The sequence below is a fragment of the Streptomyces sp. NPDC018693 genome, assembly GCF_044391385.1.
Lineage (GTDB): Bacteria > Actinomycetota > Actinomycetes > Streptomycetales > Streptomycetaceae > Streptomyces.
Genome location: NZ_JBIRZZ010000001.1, coordinates 432,630 through 449,484, shown reverse-complemented (window position 1 = coordinate 449,484; position 16,855 = coordinate 432,630). Strand labels below are relative to the sequence as shown.

The 16,855-nt window shown below is 70.2% G+C and carries 19 protein-coding genes; 8 read left to right on the top strand and 11 right to left on the bottom strand.

What is annotated here, in order from left to right; translation table 11 throughout:
• Nucleotides 1-290 precede the first annotated feature (290 nt).
• The gene (locus ACH5AC_RS02205; protein ID WP_398859647.1) at nucleotides 291-752 is read right to left on the bottom strand and encodes a CBS domain-containing protein; all 462 of its coding nucleotides are present in this window, start codon (nucleotides 750-752) and stop codon (nucleotides 291-293) included.
• Nucleotides 753-964: 212 nt separating this feature from the next.
• On the opposite strand from ACH5AC_RS02205, the gene ACH5AC_RS02200 reads away from it, so the two are divergent.
• A complete protein-coding gene (locus tag ACH5AC_RS02200; protein ID WP_398859646.1) occupies nucleotides 965-2,209 on the top strand; it encodes a PucR family transcriptional regulator in 1,245 nt (414 codons plus the stop codon).
• Nucleotides 2,210-2,230: 21 nt separating this feature from the next.
• Here ACH5AC_RS02200 and ACH5AC_RS02195 read toward each other — a convergent pair whose 3' ends face one another.
• The 4 genes from ACH5AC_RS02195 to ACH5AC_RS02180 all read right to left on the bottom strand — a co-directional run bounded on the left by ACH5AC_RS02195 (nucleotide 2,231) and on the right by ACH5AC_RS02180 (nucleotide 6,514).
• Nucleotides 2,231-3,280 carry an SPFH domain-containing protein gene (locus ACH5AC_RS02195; RefSeq protein WP_398859645.1) on the bottom strand — a complete coding sequence of 350 codons (1,050 nt, stop codon included), beginning with the start codon at nucleotides 3,278-3,280 and terminating at the stop codon, nucleotides 2,231-2,233.
• Nucleotides 3,281-3,283: 3 nt separating this feature from the next.
• Nucleotides 3,284-3,715, bottom strand: coding sequence for an NfeD family protein (locus ACH5AC_RS02190; RefSeq protein ID WP_398859643.1), 432 nt, complete (start codon nucleotides 3,713-3,715; stop codon nucleotides 3,284-3,286).
• A 112-nt stretch (nucleotides 3,716-3,827) separates the two neighbouring features.
• Nucleotides 3,828-4,277, bottom strand: a complete 450-nt coding sequence (locus ACH5AC_RS02185; protein ID WP_398859642.1) for a hypothetical protein — start codon at nucleotides 4,275-4,277, stop codon at nucleotides 3,828-3,830.
• A gap of 53 nt (nucleotides 4,278-4,330) precedes the next feature.
• The gene (locus tag ACH5AC_RS02180) at nucleotides 4,331-6,514 is read right to left on the bottom strand and encodes a DEAD/DEAH box helicase (RefSeq protein ID WP_398859640.1); all 2,184 of its coding nucleotides are present in this window, start codon (nucleotides 6,512-6,514) and stop codon (nucleotides 4,331-4,333) included.
• A 107-nt stretch (nucleotides 6,515-6,621) separates the two neighbouring features.
• On the opposite strand from ACH5AC_RS02180, the gene ACH5AC_RS02175 reads away from it, so the two are divergent.
• Both ACH5AC_RS02175 and ACH5AC_RS02170 read left to right on the top strand, forming a co-directional pair.
• Nucleotides 6,622-6,891: a type II toxin-antitoxin system Phd/YefM family antitoxin gene (locus tag ACH5AC_RS02175; RefSeq protein ID WP_060180502.1), complete on the top strand. Its 270-nt coding sequence runs from the start codon at nucleotides 6,622-6,624 to the stop codon at nucleotides 6,889-6,891.
• Nucleotides 6,884-7,147 (top strand): type II toxin-antitoxin system RelE/ParE family toxin, encoded by a 264-nt coding sequence (locus ACH5AC_RS02170; RefSeq protein ID WP_398859639.1) that lies wholly within the window; start codon nucleotides 6,884-6,886, stop codon nucleotides 7,145-7,147. The genes ACH5AC_RS02175 and ACH5AC_RS02170 overlap by 8 nt, the downstream gene beginning before the upstream one ends.
• An 85-nt stretch (nucleotides 7,148-7,232) precedes the next feature.
• On the opposite strand, the gene ychF is transcribed toward ACH5AC_RS02170, so the two are convergent.
• On the bottom strand, nucleotides 7,233-8,321 hold the full coding sequence (gene ychF / locus ACH5AC_RS02165; RefSeq protein WP_398859638.1) for a redox-regulated ATPase YchF: 1,089 nt from the start codon (nucleotides 8,319-8,321) through the stop codon (nucleotides 7,233-7,235).
• Nucleotides 8,322-8,721: 400 nt separating this feature from the next.
• Between ychF and ACH5AC_RS02160 the strand changes: the two genes are divergently transcribed.
• Nucleotides 8,722-9,108: a DUF6542 domain-containing protein gene (locus tag ACH5AC_RS02160; protein ID WP_398859637.1), complete on the top strand. Its 387-nt coding sequence runs from the start codon at nucleotides 8,722-8,724 to the stop codon at nucleotides 9,106-9,108.
• Nucleotides 9,109-9,150: 42 nt separating this feature from the next.
• On the opposite strand, the gene ppgK is transcribed toward ACH5AC_RS02160, so the two are convergent.
• Nucleotides 9,151-9,897: a polyphosphate--glucose phosphotransferase gene (ppgK, locus tag ACH5AC_RS02155; RefSeq protein ID WP_398859636.1), complete on the bottom strand. Its 747-nt coding sequence runs from the start codon at nucleotides 9,895-9,897 to the stop codon at nucleotides 9,151-9,153.
• A gap of 371 nt (nucleotides 9,898-10,268) precedes the next feature.
• Entirely contained in the window at nucleotides 10,269-11,288 is a 1,020-nt protein-coding gene (locus tag ACH5AC_RS02150; protein ID WP_398859635.1) for a 4-hydroxy-3-methylbut-2-enyl diphosphate reductase, read from the bottom strand.
• Nucleotides 11,289-11,392: 104 nt separating this feature from the next.
• Here ACH5AC_RS02150 and xseA point away from each other — a divergent pair, with 104 nt between their 5' ends.
• From xseA to ACH5AC_RS02135, 3 genes are all read left to right on the top strand, one after another.
• Complete coding sequence (gene xseA / locus ACH5AC_RS02145) at nucleotides 11,393-12,601, top strand: exodeoxyribonuclease VII large subunit (protein ID WP_398859634.1); 1,209 nt, start codon at nucleotides 11,393-11,395, stop codon at nucleotides 12,599-12,601.
• A gap of 31 nt (nucleotides 12,602-12,632) precedes the next feature.
• On the top strand, nucleotides 12,633-12,869 hold the full coding sequence (locus ACH5AC_RS02140; RefSeq protein ID WP_398859633.1) for an exodeoxyribonuclease VII small subunit: 237 nt from the start codon (nucleotides 12,633-12,635) through the stop codon (nucleotides 12,867-12,869).
• A gap of 137 nt (nucleotides 12,870-13,006) precedes the next feature.
• The gene (locus tag ACH5AC_RS02135) at nucleotides 13,007-13,594 is read left to right on the top strand and encodes a malonic semialdehyde reductase (protein ID WP_398859631.1); all 588 of its coding nucleotides are present in this window, start codon (nucleotides 13,007-13,009) and stop codon (nucleotides 13,592-13,594) included.
• Nucleotides 13,595-13,674: 80 nt separating this feature from the next.
• Here the strand turns inward: ACH5AC_RS02135 and ACH5AC_RS02130 are convergent, their stop codons facing one another.
• Nucleotides 13,675-14,199, bottom strand: a complete 525-nt coding sequence (locus tag ACH5AC_RS02130; protein ID WP_398859630.1) for a DUF4245 domain-containing protein — start codon at nucleotides 14,197-14,199, stop codon at nucleotides 13,675-13,677.
• Nucleotides 14,200-14,326: 127 nt separating this feature from the next.
• Between ACH5AC_RS02130 and glpX the strand changes: the two genes are divergently transcribed.
• Nucleotides 14,327-15,361, top strand: coding sequence for a class II fructose-bisphosphatase (gene glpX, locus ACH5AC_RS02125; protein ID WP_398859629.1), 1,035 nt, complete (start codon nucleotides 14,327-14,329; stop codon nucleotides 15,359-15,361).
• A 171-nt stretch (nucleotides 15,362-15,532) separates the two neighbouring features.
• Here glpX and ACH5AC_RS02120 read toward each other — a convergent pair whose 3' ends face one another.
• Together ACH5AC_RS02120 and ACH5AC_RS02115 are read right to left on the bottom strand one after the other, a co-directional pair.
• Entirely contained in the window at nucleotides 15,533-15,907 is a 375-nt protein-coding gene (locus ACH5AC_RS02120; protein ID WP_398859628.1) for a WhiB family transcriptional regulator, read from the bottom strand.
• 115 nt (nucleotides 15,908-16,022) lie between these two features.
• Entirely contained in the window at nucleotides 16,023-16,709 is a 687-nt protein-coding gene (locus tag ACH5AC_RS02115; protein WP_398859627.1) for a DUF1707 domain-containing protein, read from the bottom strand.
• Nucleotides 16,710-16,855 lie beyond the last annotated feature (146 nt).

Below are 16,855 nucleotides of genomic sequence, written 5' to 3'. Positions count from 1 at the left end.
GGTCATCACGGGGCTCCCTCGCCCACTCCGCCCGGCAGGCCCGGCCGACCCGCACGAAGCCCCGGCGGACGGCAAGGCGTCCCCGATCATCACGGGGCTCCCTCGCCCACTCCGCCCGGCAGGCCCGGCCGACCCACACGAAGCCCCGGCGGACGGCGGGGCAATCCCGAGCAACACAACGCCCTCACGGGCACGCCGGCACCCCGACCGGCCACCGAGCGCGTCGACCCACCAGGCACCCCCCGCCGCCGCGCACGAAGCTCCGGCGGACGGCAAGGCATCGCCGGTCATCACGGGGCTCCCTCGGCCGCGGTGGCCAGTAGGGCGAGCAGGCGGTTGGCGGTGACGATGCCGAGGATCCCGCCGCCTTCCCGTTCGACCAGGGCGAACGGACACTGTCGCCGTACCATCAGCTCGGCGATCTCGACGGCCGTGGCCTGCGGCTCGACCCTCGGTATGCGCGGCGCACCCCAGGTGAGTACGTCACGGACGCGGGTGCCCGCCATCGCCGCGGCTATCCGGTCGGCGTGCCGCTCGTCGATGACATGGGTGAGGCCGGGATCGTCCAGGAAGTAGTGCGGAAGGGCCGCCCGGAGCAGATCGACCGACGACATGCAGCCGATCACCTCACCCTGTTCGTCGGCGACGACGAGACCGGGCAGCCCGTGGCGGGCAACCATCTGTACGGCGGACAGGATGTCGTCGTCCGGGAGCGCGGTCGGCAACGTCTCGATGACATCGGCGGCATGCATGAGTGTCTCCCGTCATCGAAACTTCGGCGCGGGCACCTCGATTACCACGATTATCTGGTACTTCGTACACCTGGCCAACGTCCGACGTGGTCAATCAGTGGCCCACATTCTTTGCCGACGACCGGCAAGAAGCGCTCAGCCACGCCGATGGAAGCACTCTGCTTTCGGTCAGCCGGTAGTGGTGGAGCGCGCGACATAGCAAGCTGTCTGGTGTGCCATCGCATGAACCGCATGAGCCGCAGGGAAGAAGGACGGATCTCGCCATCTCAGGGAAAGCGCCGTCGGACACCTCCGGCGCGGGCCTGCCCGACGCGGGCCTGCCCGACGCGGGCCTGCCCGACGCGGCGGACCTCCCCGGGCGGGCGAGCGACGAGGCGCGCGGCGTACCGGCGGATCTCCTGGAGGGATATCTGCCGGTCCTCGCGAAGATCAGCACGGGCGGCCGGCTCTGCCCGGACGAGTTGCGCCGCCGCCGGGCCATCGGCGCCCGCGCGGCCGAGCAGAACGTACCCATGCGGGGCGTCGTGGACCTCTACCTGAGCGCTACGTGGCTCGCCTGGCCCACGCTGCCCGGTGTGCGGGAGGCCGCGGGCACGGAAGCGCTGCGCCGGATCGGCGAGGCCGTCTTCCGCGCCGCCGACGCGACGATCACGGCGGTGGCGGAAGGGTACGAGGAGGCCCAGCGCTGGTCGCTGCGCCAGGAGGAGTCGTTCCGCCGCGAGTTCGTCGACGACCTGCTCGACGGGCGCAACCTGGAGACGCTGGTGGGGCGCGCCGAACGGTACGGCCTGCGTCTCGCCGGCAGCTACGCGGTGATCGTGGCCGCGGGCCCGCAGCCGTTCGTCGACGGCGGCCCGATCACCCGCCAGGTGGAGTCCATCGTCGGTCTCGGTCCGGCGAGCCGGGACGTGCTGGTGACGACCAAGGACGGCCTGCTGGTGTGCATCGTGCCCGATGTACGCGGCACCGTGGAGGAGTTCGTCACGCGCGTCGGGGAGAGCCTGCGGCCCGACGGCGCCTGGCGGGTGGGCATCGGGCGTCCGCAGCGCGGGCCCGGCGGTGCCGTCCGCTCCTTCGAGCAGGCCCGGCAGGCCCTGCAGATCGGCCAGCGCCTGCACCTGCCCGGTCAGGTGCACCGGGCCTCCGACCTGCTCGTCTACCAGGTGCTGATCCGGGACCGGAGCGCGCTCGCCGATCTCGTCGAGGTCGTCCTGGATCCGATAAAGAAGGCACGCACCGGCCCCGGCACGCTGCTGACCACCCTGGCGGCGTACTACGCGGCGGACAGGGTGGCGACCGCGGCGGCGCGTGAACTGCACGTCGGGGTGCGGACCGTGACCTACCGCCTCGACCGGGTCGAGGAACTGACCGGCTACTCGGTGCACGACCCGCAGCAGAGCTTCACCCTCCAGGTCGCCGTCCTCGGCGCCCAGCTGCTGGGCTGGCCCGAGAGGTAGGGCGCCACCCGGCCGTGGGCGTCACCCCCGCTCAGGCTGGGCGGACGGGAGGTCGCCGGACGCGGCCCGGTCCGCCTTGGCCGCGTCGGCGAGGGCGGCGGCAGCGGCCTCGGCGGCCTGGGCGGTGTCGCTGGCGGCCTGGGCGGCCATCTCGTCCGTCGACGCGGGCTTCTCGCGGGTGGCCGGCGACTGCGGCAGCACTTCGCTGAAGGCGCGGGACACGCTCTGCAGCGCGGAGGTCATCTCGCTGGGGACCACCCAGAAGGTGTTGCCCGGGCCCTGCGCCAGCTGGGGCAGCATCTGCAGGTACTGGTAGGCGAGCAGCTTGGGGTCCGGGTCGTTGCGGTGCACGGCCTGGAACACCTCGTCGATGGCCCGGGACTGGCCCTCGGCCTGGAGGATCGCGGCGGTGCGGTTGCCCTCCGCGCGCAGCACGGCGGCCTGCTTGTCGCCCTCGGCGGTGAGGATCTGCGACTGGCGTTGCCCCTCGGCGCCGAGGATCGCGGCCCGCTTGTCGCGCTCGGCCCGCATCTGCTTCTGCATCGCGTCCTTGATGGACTGCGGCGGGTCGATGGCCTTGATCTCCACGCGGTTGACCCTCAGCCCCCACTTGCCGGTGGCCTCGTCCAGCACGCCCCGCAGCTGGCTGTTGATGGTGTCCCGTGAGGTGAGCGTCTTCTCCAGGTCCATGGACCCCACGACGTTGCGCAGGGTGGTGACGGTGAGCTGCTCGACCGCCTGCAGGAAGTTCGCGATCTCGTAGAACGCCGCTCGCGGGTCGGTGACCTGGAAATAGAGAACGGTGTCGATCTCGACGACGAGGTTGTCCTCGGTGATCACCGGCTGCGGCTTGAAGGAGACGACCTGTTCGCGCAGGTCGATCACCGGATGGACGCGGTCGATGTAGGGGATGACGAGGTTGAGGCCGGGGTTCAGGGTGCGGTGGTAGCGGCCGAGTCGCTCGACATTGCGGGCGCGTGCCTGGGGCACGATACGGACCGCCCGCACCACGGTGAATACCGCGATCAGCGCGATGATCAGGCCGGCCAACAAGAACGCCGAGATATCCATGGTTCAGTCCCTGGGGTAGACGATCGCGGTGGCGCCATTGATCTCTATGACGTCGACGGTCTTTCCGGGAGGGATCACCAGCGTCTCGTCATAGGCGCGGGCCGTCCATTCCTCGCCGTCGATGCGCACCCTGCCGTCCAGACCCGTCACCTCCGAGACGACGTAGGCGGACCGGCCGACCAGCGCGTCCACGCCGAACCGCGCCGCTTGGGGCGGGAGCACATGGCGCAGGGCGAGGGGCCGCAGGAACAGCACGGTGACCGCGGAGACCACGGCGAACACCAGGAACTGGAAGGAGACCGGAAGCCCGACCGCCGCGGACCCCGCCGTGACCAGCGCGGCCACACTCAGCATGCCGAGCGCGGCGGTCAGGGTGAAGATCTCCGCCACAGCCAGCACGGCTGCGATGATCAACCAGATCAGCCATGGATCCATTGCGTGCCTCTTCTGACCGAGCGGTGCGCGGAAGGGCTTGACCCTCCCCATTGGACCTCGCCAAGGGCCCGCCGCGATACCCCTGGGGAGCGACGGCCGCCCCGTCTGGCCACTACGCGGTCCTCTTGAGGAGGTCGACGATGCACCGGGGGTCGTCGGACCACACGTTCGGGTCGTTGATGATGCCGCTCGGCTTGTCGGTCTTGACGCAACAGCGATCGATGATCCACTCGATGTCGCCACGATCGAGAATCCCCCGGACCAGCCCCGGGCTCAGGAGCAGAAGCCGGTGATGGTGGCGGTGAGGATGTCGGTGAGGCGGTCCGGTGAGGCGAGGTCGACGTACTCGGTGGCCGCGTGGCGCCTTCGCCGTCGACGCCCCGAGGCCACGATCGGGGCGGAAGTCGGGGACAGTGGCGGTGGGGTGGCTGAGAACGGCGGTCAGTTCCCACTCGCCGGTGTCGGCGTTCTCACCGGGGACGGTGCGGTGCTCCAGGGTGATGCGGCAGTGCGCCGGGGAGGTGGAGGCTTCCTCGCCGCTGCGGATGACGGCGGCGTGCATGCTGCCCGTACCCAGGAGGGGGGGTCGGCGCGTCGTTGGGTCCCGACGGTCACTTACGGGTGTCCTACGGACTCTTTGTGGACCGCTCCCAGCCTCACCTGCTCCTCCTCGACGATCTGGCGGGCCATCGCCGTATCCGAAACGTCGACCGCCTCCGGCGTCGACTCAGCGACCGCGCTGCGACGCGCGTACGCGTCGAACAGGCGATTCTTGTTCTTCAGCATCTCCACCATCCGCTCGTCCACCCCACGGGTGGCGAGCAGCCGGTGCACCCGGACCGAGCGCACCTGTCCCATGCGGTGGGCCCGCGCCACCGCCTGGTGTTCGATAGTCGGTTTGATCTGAGGCTCACAGATGATCACGACGGACGCGGCCTGCATGTTGAGCCCCACCCCCGCCGCCTCGATCTGCGCCACCAGCACCGCATGACCCGGCACGGCGGCAAACTCGTCCACGAGCTGCTGCCGGCGCGCGGGCGGCACGCTTCCCGAGATCGGACCGAACACCTGACCGCCGCCCTTGCTCCGTGCGTCGTCCAGCATGCCCTTCACTGCTCCCAGGACATCCCTGAAGTTGGAGAACACCACCACCTTCAACCCGGTCTCGGCGGCATCCTCGACGATCTCGCGCAGCCGGTTCAGCTTGGCCGACTTCTCGGGGCGCGCGTACGCCGCTCTGCGCATCGCCATGAAGTTGCCGGCGCGCACGGCCTCGCGGTAGGCGTCTTCGTCCGACGCGCTCAGCTCCTCCCACTCGTCCGTCTGCTGGAGCGCCGGCAGTTCGGTCAGAACGTCCTGCTGATTGCGGCGCAGATACACCGGGGCGACGGCCTTCCGGAATGCCTTGGACCCGGCCACACCGTCTCGGTCATCGACAGCGTCCACCAGGTGTGGCTGGAGAATCTGTACAAGGCTGCGAAACTCGGCGACCCGGTTCTCCATGGGCGTGCCGGTCATGAAGAGAACACGTTCGCAGTGCCCGGACCATTCGGTCACGGCCTGGGAGCGACGCGCCTTCGGATTCTTCACGTAGTGCGCCTCGTCCACGACCAGCATCCCCAGCTCGCCACCTTGGGGGGCCGGGAAACTGCTCAAGGCGTCGAAGGTCGTCACTCCTACACCGCCCCTGCCCTTCCAGTCGGCGAACGCTTCCTGCCTCTCGGGGCCGTGAAGAGGCATCACGCGCAGCCTGCTGCGGGCCTCGATCTCGCGTGTCCAGTTGATCAGGACGCTGGCCGGGCAGACGACCATGAAGTGGCTCTGCCCCTCGGCAGCGAGATGAGCCAGAGCGGCGATGGCCTGAATGGTCTTGCCGAGCCCCATCTCGTCGCCGAGAATCACCTTGCGTTGCGCCAGGGCGAAGCGTGCCCCGAAGGCTTGATAGCCGCGCAACGACACCCGCCGGTGAGTGTCGTCAAGCCACTGGTCGCGGACCCGCTCGGCGACTTCGTCGGGCAGGAAGCCCTCGGCGGCGGCAGTGTCGGGTCTGCGGCCGGAGATCTCAGCGAGCAGGCTGTAGTACTCGGCGGCACGCAGCTCGAAGTCGACCCAAGCCGCGACCTCGGTCGAGGTACCACGCAGCAGATCCACCGATGCCTGTGCGAGCAGCTCCGGCACACCAGCCTCAGCTGCCTCCTCGGTCAGCCTGCGGACCTCTGCGACGGCCTCCAGTGCCCGAGCTCGTCTGGCATGCCCCATCAGCAGCAGCCGCAGCCGCGCGGCGGCAGGCTTGGCCTCGGCCAGCAAGGGACCGAGCCGCTCAGAGAGAGCCGCGGCCGTGTCGACGGCTCGCCGCGCGTCGGGGCCCGCTTCCACCAGTACCTGCAGGGCCATGACGAGTGCGGTGGTTCGCGGATCCGGCCGATCCACGTCGAGGTGGACGGCGATGGTCTCCTGAACGGCATCCGATATCTGACGCGCCGCCGCGATGACCTGATCGGCGGTGCGCTGTCCCACGCCAGGAATCTGTCGCAACCGGTAGGAGCCGGCATCGAGTACCTGCCGGACCGACCGCAGCCCGCTCCTCTCAACCTCCCCAAGCCTCAGCCGACCCTCGGTGACCTCTTTCAACCGGGCCACCGGGATGGCGTCCAGCGCCTGTTCCGCCGCCGTGTCGCAGATCGGCTTCAGCGCCGCCCGAACCGCCTCGACAGCCCGCCCGTGGTCACCGGCCACCGATTGCGCCGCCTCGTACAGCCGCCCTCCCGCGGCAACCGCCTCCCGCTCACTGCGCCCCATCCCGCCCCGGCCCCTCTCGCTGTGTCCCCGCATACTGCCACCGCTGACCCCGCTGCCGGGCGGCACCAGCATTGTGTACACATGGAACACTCGGTACCCTTGAGCGCATGACGCAGCCGCTGCCCATAGAGTCCATCCGCGATGTCCGCGCACACCTGGCAGAGGTCGTGGAGCGGGCCGACCGGGACGACGTACCCACCGTGATCACCCGTCGCGGCAAGCAGGTCGCCGCCGTGGTGTCGATCGAGGTGCTGCGCAAGTACCAGGAGTGGGAAGAGCGCGAGATCAACCGCATCATCGACGAGCGCATGGCGAGCCCGGCCGCCGGCGTCCCGATCGAGGATGTGATGAGGGAGACGCTGGCACGCAGTGAGTGACTACCGCACAGTGTTTCGCCCTGAGGCCCAGGCCGAGCTGCGCAAGATCCCGCGGGACATGGCGCTTCGCATCCTGGCCAAACTCACGGAGCTGGAGAGCGACCCCTTCGGCTTCAGCACCACCGCTCTCGTATCCCGGCCTGAGCGCCGTCGCCTACGGGTCGGCGACTACCGTGTCGTCTACACGATCGACAACGGGGAACTGGTGGTGTGGGTCGTACAGGTCGGACACCGCTCCACGGTCTACGACACATAGCTGCCCCAGCTTCTGCGGACCACTGCAGACAGCACAACGGCCCGGCCTGCTTTCTCGAAGGTCAGGGCCGTTTGTGCACGTCCTGTCAGACGTTGAAGCGGAACTCCACCACATCCCCGTCCTGCATCACATACTCCTTGCCCTCCATACGGGCCTTGCCCTTCGCGCGGGCCTCGGCGACCGAGCCGGTCTCCACCAGGTCGGTGAAGGAGATGACCTCGGCCTTGATGAAGCCCTTCTGGAAGTCGGTGTGGATGACTCCGGCGGCCTCGGGGGCGGTGGCGCCCTTCTTGATGGTCCAGGCGCGGGCTTCCTTGGGGCCGGCCGTGAGGTAGGTCTGGAGGCCGAGGGTGTTGAAGCCGACGCGGGCGAGGGTGGCGAGGCCGGGCTCGTCGGCGCCGACGGACTGGAGGAGTTCCAGGGCGTCCTCCTCGTCGAGCTCGGCGAGGTCCGCCTCCAGCTTGGCGTTGAGGAAGATCGCCTCGGCGGGGGCGACCAGGGCGCGCTGCTCGTCCTTGAAGGCGTCGTCGGTCAGTTCGTCCTCGTCGACGTTGAAGACGTAGAGGAAGGGCTTGGTGGTGAGGAGGTGCAGGTCGTGCAGGAGCTCGGCGCACTCGGTGCCCTGGACGATGCCGTGGGCGAACAGCGTGTCGCCCTTCTCCAGGATCTCCTTGGCCTCCTCGACGGCCTTGACCTTCGGCGCGACGTCCTTCTTGATGCGCGACTCCTTCTGGAGGCGCGGGAGGACCTTCTCGATGGTCTGGAGGTCGGCGAGGATCAGCTCGGTGTTGATCGTCTCGATGTCGTCCTTCGGCGAGACCTTGCCGTCGACATGGACGACGTTCTCGTCCTTGAAGGCGCGGATGACCTGGCAGATCGCGTCCGACTCACGGATGTTCGCCAGGAACTTGTTGCCCAGGCCCTCGCCCTCGGAGGCGCCTCGCACGATGCCCGCGATGTCGACGAAGTCGACCGTCGCCGGGAGGATCCGCTGGGAGCCGAAGATCTCGGCCAGCTTGTCCAGGCGGGTGTCGGGGACGCCGACCACGCCCACGTTCGGCTCGATGGTGGCGAACGGGTAGTTGGCCGCCAGCACGTCGTTCTTGGTCAGGGCGTTGAACAGGGTCGACTTGCCGACATTCGGCAGACCGACGATTCCGATCGTGAGCGACACGTTGCGACTTCCCGTAGGTGGTGTGGGCCAGGGGGGCGGGGCCAGAGGATCGGCCGATCCACCAGTCTACGGCGGCCACACGGCGTGTCTGACCCCGGATTCGGCACATAAACAGACCTAAGTTGTTCCAGTGGAGCAACACGGAACGCGGTCCCCGCAGCACGGAACGCGACAGAGCACCTCGCCCCTGCCGCCCCAGGCCCGTAAGGCGGCCGTCCGCAAGGCGGTCACTCGCGGTCCTGTGCGGGCCCAAGGGGGGCCGCAGGGCGGTCGGGGCGGTGGGCAGCCGGCCCGGGCTCCGCGGCCCCGGGGCGGCGGAGCCCCGAGGCGGCCTCCGGCGGACGCGCGGCCCCCGGCCGGTCGCCCGCCGGCCTCGCCGCTCGTACGCGACCTGCGGCGGTTGCCGAACCCCCGGCTCACCGGGCTGGGCGGGGGACTGCTCAGCGGTGCGCTGATGCTGGCGTTCGCGTGCCTCGACCGGGTGGCGTTCGGCTCGTCGCTGACGGTGTACGGCGTGCTGTTCCTGCCGGTGTGTCTGCTGACCGCGCTGTGGGTGCGGCGCGGGGACCTGGTGTCCCCGCCCGTGGTCGTGCCGATCGCGTTCACCCTGGGGCTGCTGCCCCTGGCGGACGGCGACGGCGGCTTCGGGGCGCGGCTGATGGGACTGATCACCGCGCTGGCCACCCAGGCCGCATGGCTGTACGGCGGGACGCTGGTCGCCGGTCTGACGGTGATCGTGCGGCGCGCGCACCTCGCGAACCTCCGCCGCCGGGCGCAAGGGCGGTAGGCCCCAACGGTAAGCCCCGCCGGTAAAGCCCCGCCGGTAGTCCTACTCCCCCTTCGCCGCCCGCATCGCCGCGCCCACGATCCCCGCGTTGTTCTGCAGCTGGGCGGGGACGATCTCCGCCTTGATGCCCTCGATGAGGGGCAGGAACTTGTGGGACTTGCGGCTGACTCCGCCGCCGATGATGAACAGCTCGGGCGAGAACAGCATCTCGACGTGGGCGAGGTACTTCTGGACGCGGCGCGCCCAGTGCTCCCAGGTGAGGTCGCCGTCCTCGCGGGCCTTGCTGGAGGCGCGCTTCTCCGCGTCGTGGCCGTTCAGCTCCAGGTGGCCCAGCTCGGTGTTGGGGACCAGGGCGCCGTCGAGGAAGAGGGCGCTGCCGATGCCGGTGCCGAAGGTGAGCAGGATGACCGTGCCCCGGCGGTCCTTGCCGGCGCCGAAGGCCATCTCGGCGACACCGGCCGCGTCGGCGTCGTTGACGACCGTCACCGGCAGTCCGCCCAGCCGCTCGGTGAACAACGCGCGCGCGTCGGTGTCGATCCAGCTCTTGTCGACGTTTGCCGCGGTGCGGATGGTGGCGCCGCCGGTCACCACGCCCGGGAAGGTGAGCCCGACGGGCCCCGTCCAGCCGAAGGCGTCGACGACCTGTTTCACGCCGTCGGCCACGCCTTCGGGTGTCGCGGGCTGCGGGGTGAGCACCTTGAAGCGCTCGTCCGCCAGGTCGCCCCTGTCCAGGTCCACAGGGGCGCCCTTGATCCCGGATCCACCGATGTCCACGCCGAAGATCTGCATGGATCCACGTTACGACGGCCCACCGACAGCCACGTCCCGGCCACCGGTGGGCACCCGGCCGGATCACTCAAGGCCGGTCGCACCGGCCGGCCGGGCAGCGGCCGGACCGTCCAGCGGTCGACCGGTCAGCAGCCAGACCGGCCAGCGGTCGACCGGTCAGCGGTCGACCGGTCAGCAGCCAGACGGCCAGCAGCCAGACCAGGCAGCGGTCGACCGGTCAGCAGCCAGACCGGCCAGCGGCCAGACGGCCAGTAGCCGGACCGGGCAGCGGTCGACCGGTCAGCAGCCGGACGGCCAGTAGCCAGACGGCCAGCAGCCGGACGGCCAGCGGCCAGACCTGTCGGCAGCCGGCCCTGTCAGCCCCGGCCCGGTCAGCCCCGGGAAGCCGCGCCGCTCCCGCCGCGCTCGGCCACCAGTGCCGCCGCCTCCTCGCGCAGATCGCGGCGCAGCTCCTTGGGCAGCGAGAAGGTGATGGACTCCTCGGCCGCCCTGACGAGCTCCACGTCGCCGTAGCCGCGCTCGGCGAGCCACTCCAGGACCTCCTCGACGAGCACCTCGGGGACCGAGGCGCCGGAGGTCACGCCGACCGTCGTCACGTCCTCCAGCCACGCCTCGTCGATCTCGCTGGCGAAGTCCACCAGGTACGCGGCACGGGAGCCCGCCAGCTTGGCGACCTCCACCAGCCGCTTGGAGTTGGAGGAGTTGCGCGATCCGACGACGATCACCAGCTCGGCCTCGGCGCCCATCTGCTTCACCGCGAGCTGACGGTTCTGCGTGGCGTAGCAGATGTCGTCGCTGGGCGGGGAGATCAGCTGCGGGAACTTCTCCTTCAGGGCGTCGACGGTCTCCATCGTCTCGTCCACGCTCAGCGTGGTCTGGGACAGCCAGACGACCTTGGAGGGGTCGCGGACCTCGACCTTGGCGACGTCCTCGGGGCCGTCGACGAGCTGGATGTGGTCGGGGGCCTCGCCGGACGTGCCGATGACCTCCTCGTGGCCCTCGTGGCCGATCAGGAGGATGTCGTAGTCCTCGTTGGCGAAGCGGACGGCTTCCTTGTGGACCTTGGTGACGAGCGGGCAGGTCGCGTCGATGGTGGCGAGCCGGCCGCGCGCGGCCTCCTCGTGGACGACGGGCGCGACACCGTGCGCGGAGAACATCACGATGTTGCCGGGCGGCACCTCCTCGGTCTGCTCGACGAAGATGGCGCCCTTCTTCTCCAGGGTCTGCACGACGTACTTGTTGTGCACGATCTCGTGCCGGACGTAGACGGGGGCCCCGTACTGTTCGAGGGCCTTTTCGACGGCGATCACGGCGCGGTCCACACCGGCGCAGTAGCCACGGGGGGCGGCGAGCAGGACACGGCGGCCAGGCGAAGCGGTCATGCGTCCCATCGTAAGGGGCCGCGTCCGGTCGTCAGGGCCCGCGTCCGGCGGGCTCAGCAGGGCCGGGACGCGACGCCGACCGGATTGTCGGCGCCGCCCGTTACGCTCACGACATGGCTGTGAACACGTCCGCGGACGCCCCGCTGCCCGTCGGCGAGGTCTCGCGGCTCATCGGGGGCTGGATCGACCGGCTCGGCGCGGTGTGGGTCGAGGGGCAGATCACCCAGTTGTCGCGGCGTCCGGGCGCGGGCGTCGTGTTCCTGACGCTGCGCGACCCGTCGTACGACATCTCGGTCAGCGTCACCTGCTACCGGCAGGTGTTCGACGCGGTCGCCGATGTGGTCGGCGAGGGCGCGCGGGTCGTCGTCCACGCGAAGCCGGAGTGGTACGCGCCGCGCGGGCAGCTGTCGCTGCGCGCGGTCGAGATCCGGCCGGTGGGGGTGGGCGAGCTGCTCGCCCGGCTGGAGCAGCTGAAGAAGTCCCTGGCCGCGGAGGGGCTGTTCGCGGCCGAGCGCAAGAAGCCGCTGCCGTTCCTGCCGCAGCTGATCGGGCTGGTCTGCGGCCGGGCCTCGGCCGCCGAGCGGGACGTCCTGGAGAACGCCCGGCACCGCTGGCCCGCCGTCCGCTTCGAGGTGCGCAATGTCGCCGTCCAGGGTGTGCACGCGGTGCCTCAGGTCGTCCAGGCGGTGAAGGAGCTGGACGCGCTGGACGGCGTGGACGTGATCATCGTGGCGCGCGGCGGCGGCAGCGTGGAGGACCTGCTGCCGTTCTCCGACGAGCAGTTGGTGCGCGCGGTCGCCGAGTGCCGTACGCCGGTGGTGTCGGCGATCGGGCACGAGCCGGACAACCCGCTGCTGGACCACGTCGCCGACCTGCGCGCGTCGACGCCGACCGACGCCGCGAAGAAGGTCGTGCCGGACGTCGGCGAGGAGCTGCAGCGGGTGCGGGTGCTGCGGGACCGGGCGCGGCGCTGTGTGGAGGCGTTCGTGCAGCGGGAGGAGCGCGGGCTGGCGCACGCGCTCGCCCGCCCGTCGATACAGGACCCGCACCGGATGATCGACGAGCGGGCGGACCACATCGCCTCGCTCGCCGACCGCGGCCGCCGCTGCCTGGGCCATCTCCTGGATCGCGCCGACTCGGAGCTGACGCACACGCACGCGCGCGTGGTCGCCCTCTCCCCCGCGGCGACGCTCCGGCGCGGGTATGCGGTGCTGCAGCGGGCGGACGGGCATGTGGTGCGGGATCCGGGTGAGGTCACGGCGGACGAGGCGCTGCGCGCGCGGGTCGCCGAGGGTGAGTTCGTTGTTCGAGTCGACGGCTGAGACGGCCGGGGACGGTCCGAGGATGGGTGGCATGACGAGCAAGGTGGACGAGGCGCTCGGGTACGAGCAGGCACGCGACGAGCTGATCGAGGTGGTCCGCCGCCTGGAGGCGGGCGGTACGACGCTGGAGGAGTCCCTCGCCCTGTGGGAGCGCGGCGAGGAGCTGGCGAAGGTCTGCCGGCGCTGGCTGGAGGGCGCGCGGGCACGGCTGGACGCGGCGCTGGCCGAGGCCGAGGAGGAGGAAGAGGCGGACGCCGGGGAGGTGTGAGGCCGTCACCTGGGGCGACAGCCCGTGAGTGCGGTCACACACCCCCTTTAATTGAAGAATCAACTTTTCTGGCGTACTGTCGAGGCCGTAACCGGTCCCCGGTCCGTTTCCGACACTCTCCCCAGAAGGCTCCCCGCATGTCTTTCGTTCTTGACTCCGCCGCTCAGGACCTGCTGTTCCGCGAGGCCCGCACCGCGAACACCTTCACCGACGAGCCGGTGACCGACGAGCAGGTCCAGGCGATCTACGACCTGGTCAAGTTCGGCCCGACCGCCATGAACCAGACCCCGCTGCGCATCACCCTGGTCCGCTCCCCCGAGGCCCGCGAGCGTCTGGTCAAGCACCTCATGGAGGGCAACCGGCAGAAGACCGCCGCCGCCCCGCTGGTCGCGATCCTCTCCGCGGACAACGAGTTCCACGAGGAGCTGCCGCACCTCTTCCCGCACTTCCCGCAGGCCAAGGAGCTCTTCGGTGACCGCGCGGGGCGTGAGAGCAGCGCCACGCTGAACGCCGCCCTCCAGGCCGCCTACTTCATCATCGGCGTGCGCGCCGCCGGCCTGGCCGCCGGCCCGATGACCGGCGTGGACTTCGAGGGCGTCCGCAAGGAGTTCCTGGACGACGACCACACCCCGCTGATGGTCGTCAACATCGGCAAGCCGGGCGAGAACGCCTGGTTCCCGCGCTCCCCGCGCCTGTCGTACGAGCAGGTCGTGACGACCGTCTGAGCCCACGGCACGGACACCCACGGCACGGACAACAGAAGAGGGCCCCCGGCGTGGAACGCCGGGGGCCCTCTTCATGTCGCTCACGCCATCTTCAGAGCCTTCACCATCGTCGTCAGCTGGTCGAAGGAGCCCGTGCCCGCTACCACCGTCGTCGAGCCGTCGTCACCCTTCAGGACCAGCGCGTCGTACCGGCCGCCGGTGTAGCGGGTCCAGGTGCGGCCGTCGATCTCCTCGACGGTCTCCGTCTCCCCGGCGCCCTGGGTGGCCTCGGCGATGAACTTCGAGGGCTTCCCGGTCGACTGCTTGATCGCCACGTACTCACCGTCGGCGAGGTGGAAGCCGAGGTGCCAGGTGTCGGAGTCGGCGGCGCTGAAGCGGACGGAGGTGGGCTTCCAGCTCTCCGGCAGGCCCTCGGGTGCCGCCACCGGGTACGGCGCCGCGCGGCGGGCCGTGAGCAGCTCGATCCGGTAGTCCACCCGCGGGAGGTCGGGGTCCTTGTCGTCGTGCGGGATGAACACGTAGATCACCGCCGCCGCGATCATGATCACGCCCAGGGAGAGGATCATGTCCCGGACCGTCTTCTGCTTGCCGTTCGAACCTGCCACGCCCCCTATCGTCGCAGGTGCCCGCCGCGCTCATCCGTGGGGTCCCCTGCTCATTTTGTCGGACTGACGATAGAGTCGGGGCGAAAACCCTCATCCGGCCGTCGTCGTATCAGAAAGGTGCGCTCCGATGACCGAGAATCATCAACTGCCGACCGAACTCGATGTCCCCTCCGAGGCTCCCGACCGCAACCTCGCCCTGGAACTGGTCCGGGTCACCGAGGCCGCGGCGATGGCCGCGGGCCGCTGGGTCGGGCGCGGCGACAAGAACGGCGCCGACGGTGCCGCGGTGCGCGCGATGCGCACCCTCGTCTCCACCGTCTCGATGAACGGCGTGGTCGTCATCGGCGAGGGTGAGAAGGACGAGGCGCCGATGCTCTTCAACGGAGAGCAGGTCGGGGACGGGACCGGGCCCGAGTGCGACATCGCCGTCGACCCGATCGACGGGACGACCCTGACGGCCAAGGGCATGCCCAACGCGATCGCCGTGCTGGCCGCGGCCGAGCGCGGGTCGATGTTCGACCCGTCCGCCGTGTTCTACATGGACAAGTTGGTCACCGGCCCCGAGGCCGCCGACTTCGTGGACATCGACGCGCCCGTCTCGGTGAACATCCGGCGCGTCGCCAAGGCCAAGCGGGCCACGCCGGAGGATGTCACCGTCGTCATCCTCGACCGGCCCCGGCACGAAGGGATCATCAAGGAGATCCGGGAGGCCGGCGCGCGCATCAAGCTGATCTCCGACGGCGATGTCGCCGGGTCGATCTACGCGCTGCGGGAGGGCACCGGGGTCGACATGCTGCTCGGGATCGGCGGGACGCCGGAGGGCATCATCTCGGCCTGTGCCGTGAAGTGTCTGGGCGGCACGATCCAGGGGAAGCTGTGGCCCAAGGACGACGAGGAGCGGCAGCGGGCGATCGACGCGGGGCATGACCTGGACCGGGTGCTGACGACCGAGGACCTGGTGACCGGGGAGAACGTGTTCTTCGTCGCGACCGGGATCACGGACGGGGAGTTGTTGCGGGGGGTGCGGTACCGGTCGGAGACCGCGCTGACCGAGTCGCTGGTGATGCGGTCGAAGTCGGGGACGGTGCGGAGGATCGATTCCGAGCATCGGCTGAGCAAGCTCAGGGCTTACAGCGCGATTGATTTTGATCGCGCGAAGTAGGGGGTGATCGGGGAGCGTCGGCGGCTGCGGGTGCGTTGTGGCTTGTCGCGCCCACGTGGCGGAGCCGCATATCGAGACGGCCCCGCGCCCCTGAGGGCGGACCACTCCCCTACGTCAGGAAGGCGCCCCCAGTGCGGTGGGGGCGCCCTTCTCGTACCGGAGAGATCTGGCTCAGCCCGCCTGCGCGATGGTCGTCTGCCGGGTCGCCTTCTTCAGTTCCATCTCCCTGCGGCGGCGCCTCGCCAGGACCACTCGGCGTTCGGCGGCGGTGAGGCCGCCCCAGACGCCGTAGGGTTCTGGCTGAAGGAGGGCGTGTTCGCGGCACTCGACCATGACCGGGCAGCGGGCGCAGACGCGCTTGGCGGCCTCCTCGCGGGACAGACGGGCCGCGGTCGGCTCCTTGGAAGGCGCGAAGAACAGGCCGGCCTCGTCACGCCGGCACACCGCCGCGGTGTGCCAGGGGGCGTCTTGGTCCCTGTCTCGCACTGGCACCCGCTGGGCCGGAACGGCAGCGACCTGCAGGGACGAATGCGGCGGTTGCAGCACGGTCTACTCCTGACGACGGCTTCGCGAGCGAGAGACGATGCAGCAAGGTCTACCCGCTGTGCGCGCGCCTATGCAGTGAGTTTCCAAGCGCCGGACCGAATCGGAATCACGACCGTCAGCGGTCCAGATGCTTGCGCAGGCTCCGGTCGACCTTGCGGTGCACCCGGTCGAGGATGTCCGCGACGAGCTTGCCGCGCCTCGGCCGGCCCTCGACGCTGCCGAGGATCGCCCAGCCGTCGAGATAGACCACGGGCGCGTCGGGCTCCGGCGCGTCCAGCGTGTCGACCTCGAAGCTGCCGAGGACGCCGCCGCCGGTGCCGCGCAGCGACACGTTCTCCGGGACGCACACCTCGACGCTGCCGAAGACCGAGAACGCCTTGATGACGACGTGCTGGTACTCGAAGAGCGCCTCGCTGAGGTCGATCTCGACGCTGCCGAAGATCGCGTACGCGTGGATACGACGGCCCGCGCGCCAGCGGCCCCGGCGCGCGGCGCTGCTGAAGACCGCGACCACGTTGTCGTAGGGGTCGGCCGGAAGGGGCGCCGGGGCCGGGCGGGGCGGTGGACCGGCGGTGGGGGCGCGGCGGGCGTGGGCGGCGGGCAGGTCCCGTATGAAGGCGTCCAGTTCGCCGACCGTCTTGGCGGCCAGTACGCCCTCCACGCGCTCGGCGTGTTCCTCGGCGGTCAGGCGGCCCTCGGCCAGGGCGTCGCGCAGGATGTCGGCGATACGGTCCCGGTCGGCGTCCGAGGCGCGCAGTTCGGCGGGCGCGGGAGCGGAGGCGGGCTGCTTCTGAAGGTCCACGACAGCAGCGTAGCGAAACACGATAGATCGCGATAGCCCTCGCGGCGCCCAACTGAGCCCTACCTCACAAGCGCACCTGTCAGTGGCAGGTTCTACGCTGGTGGGCGCTGCCAATCGAAGCCAGCCGCTGTCTGTCGTGAGTGAGG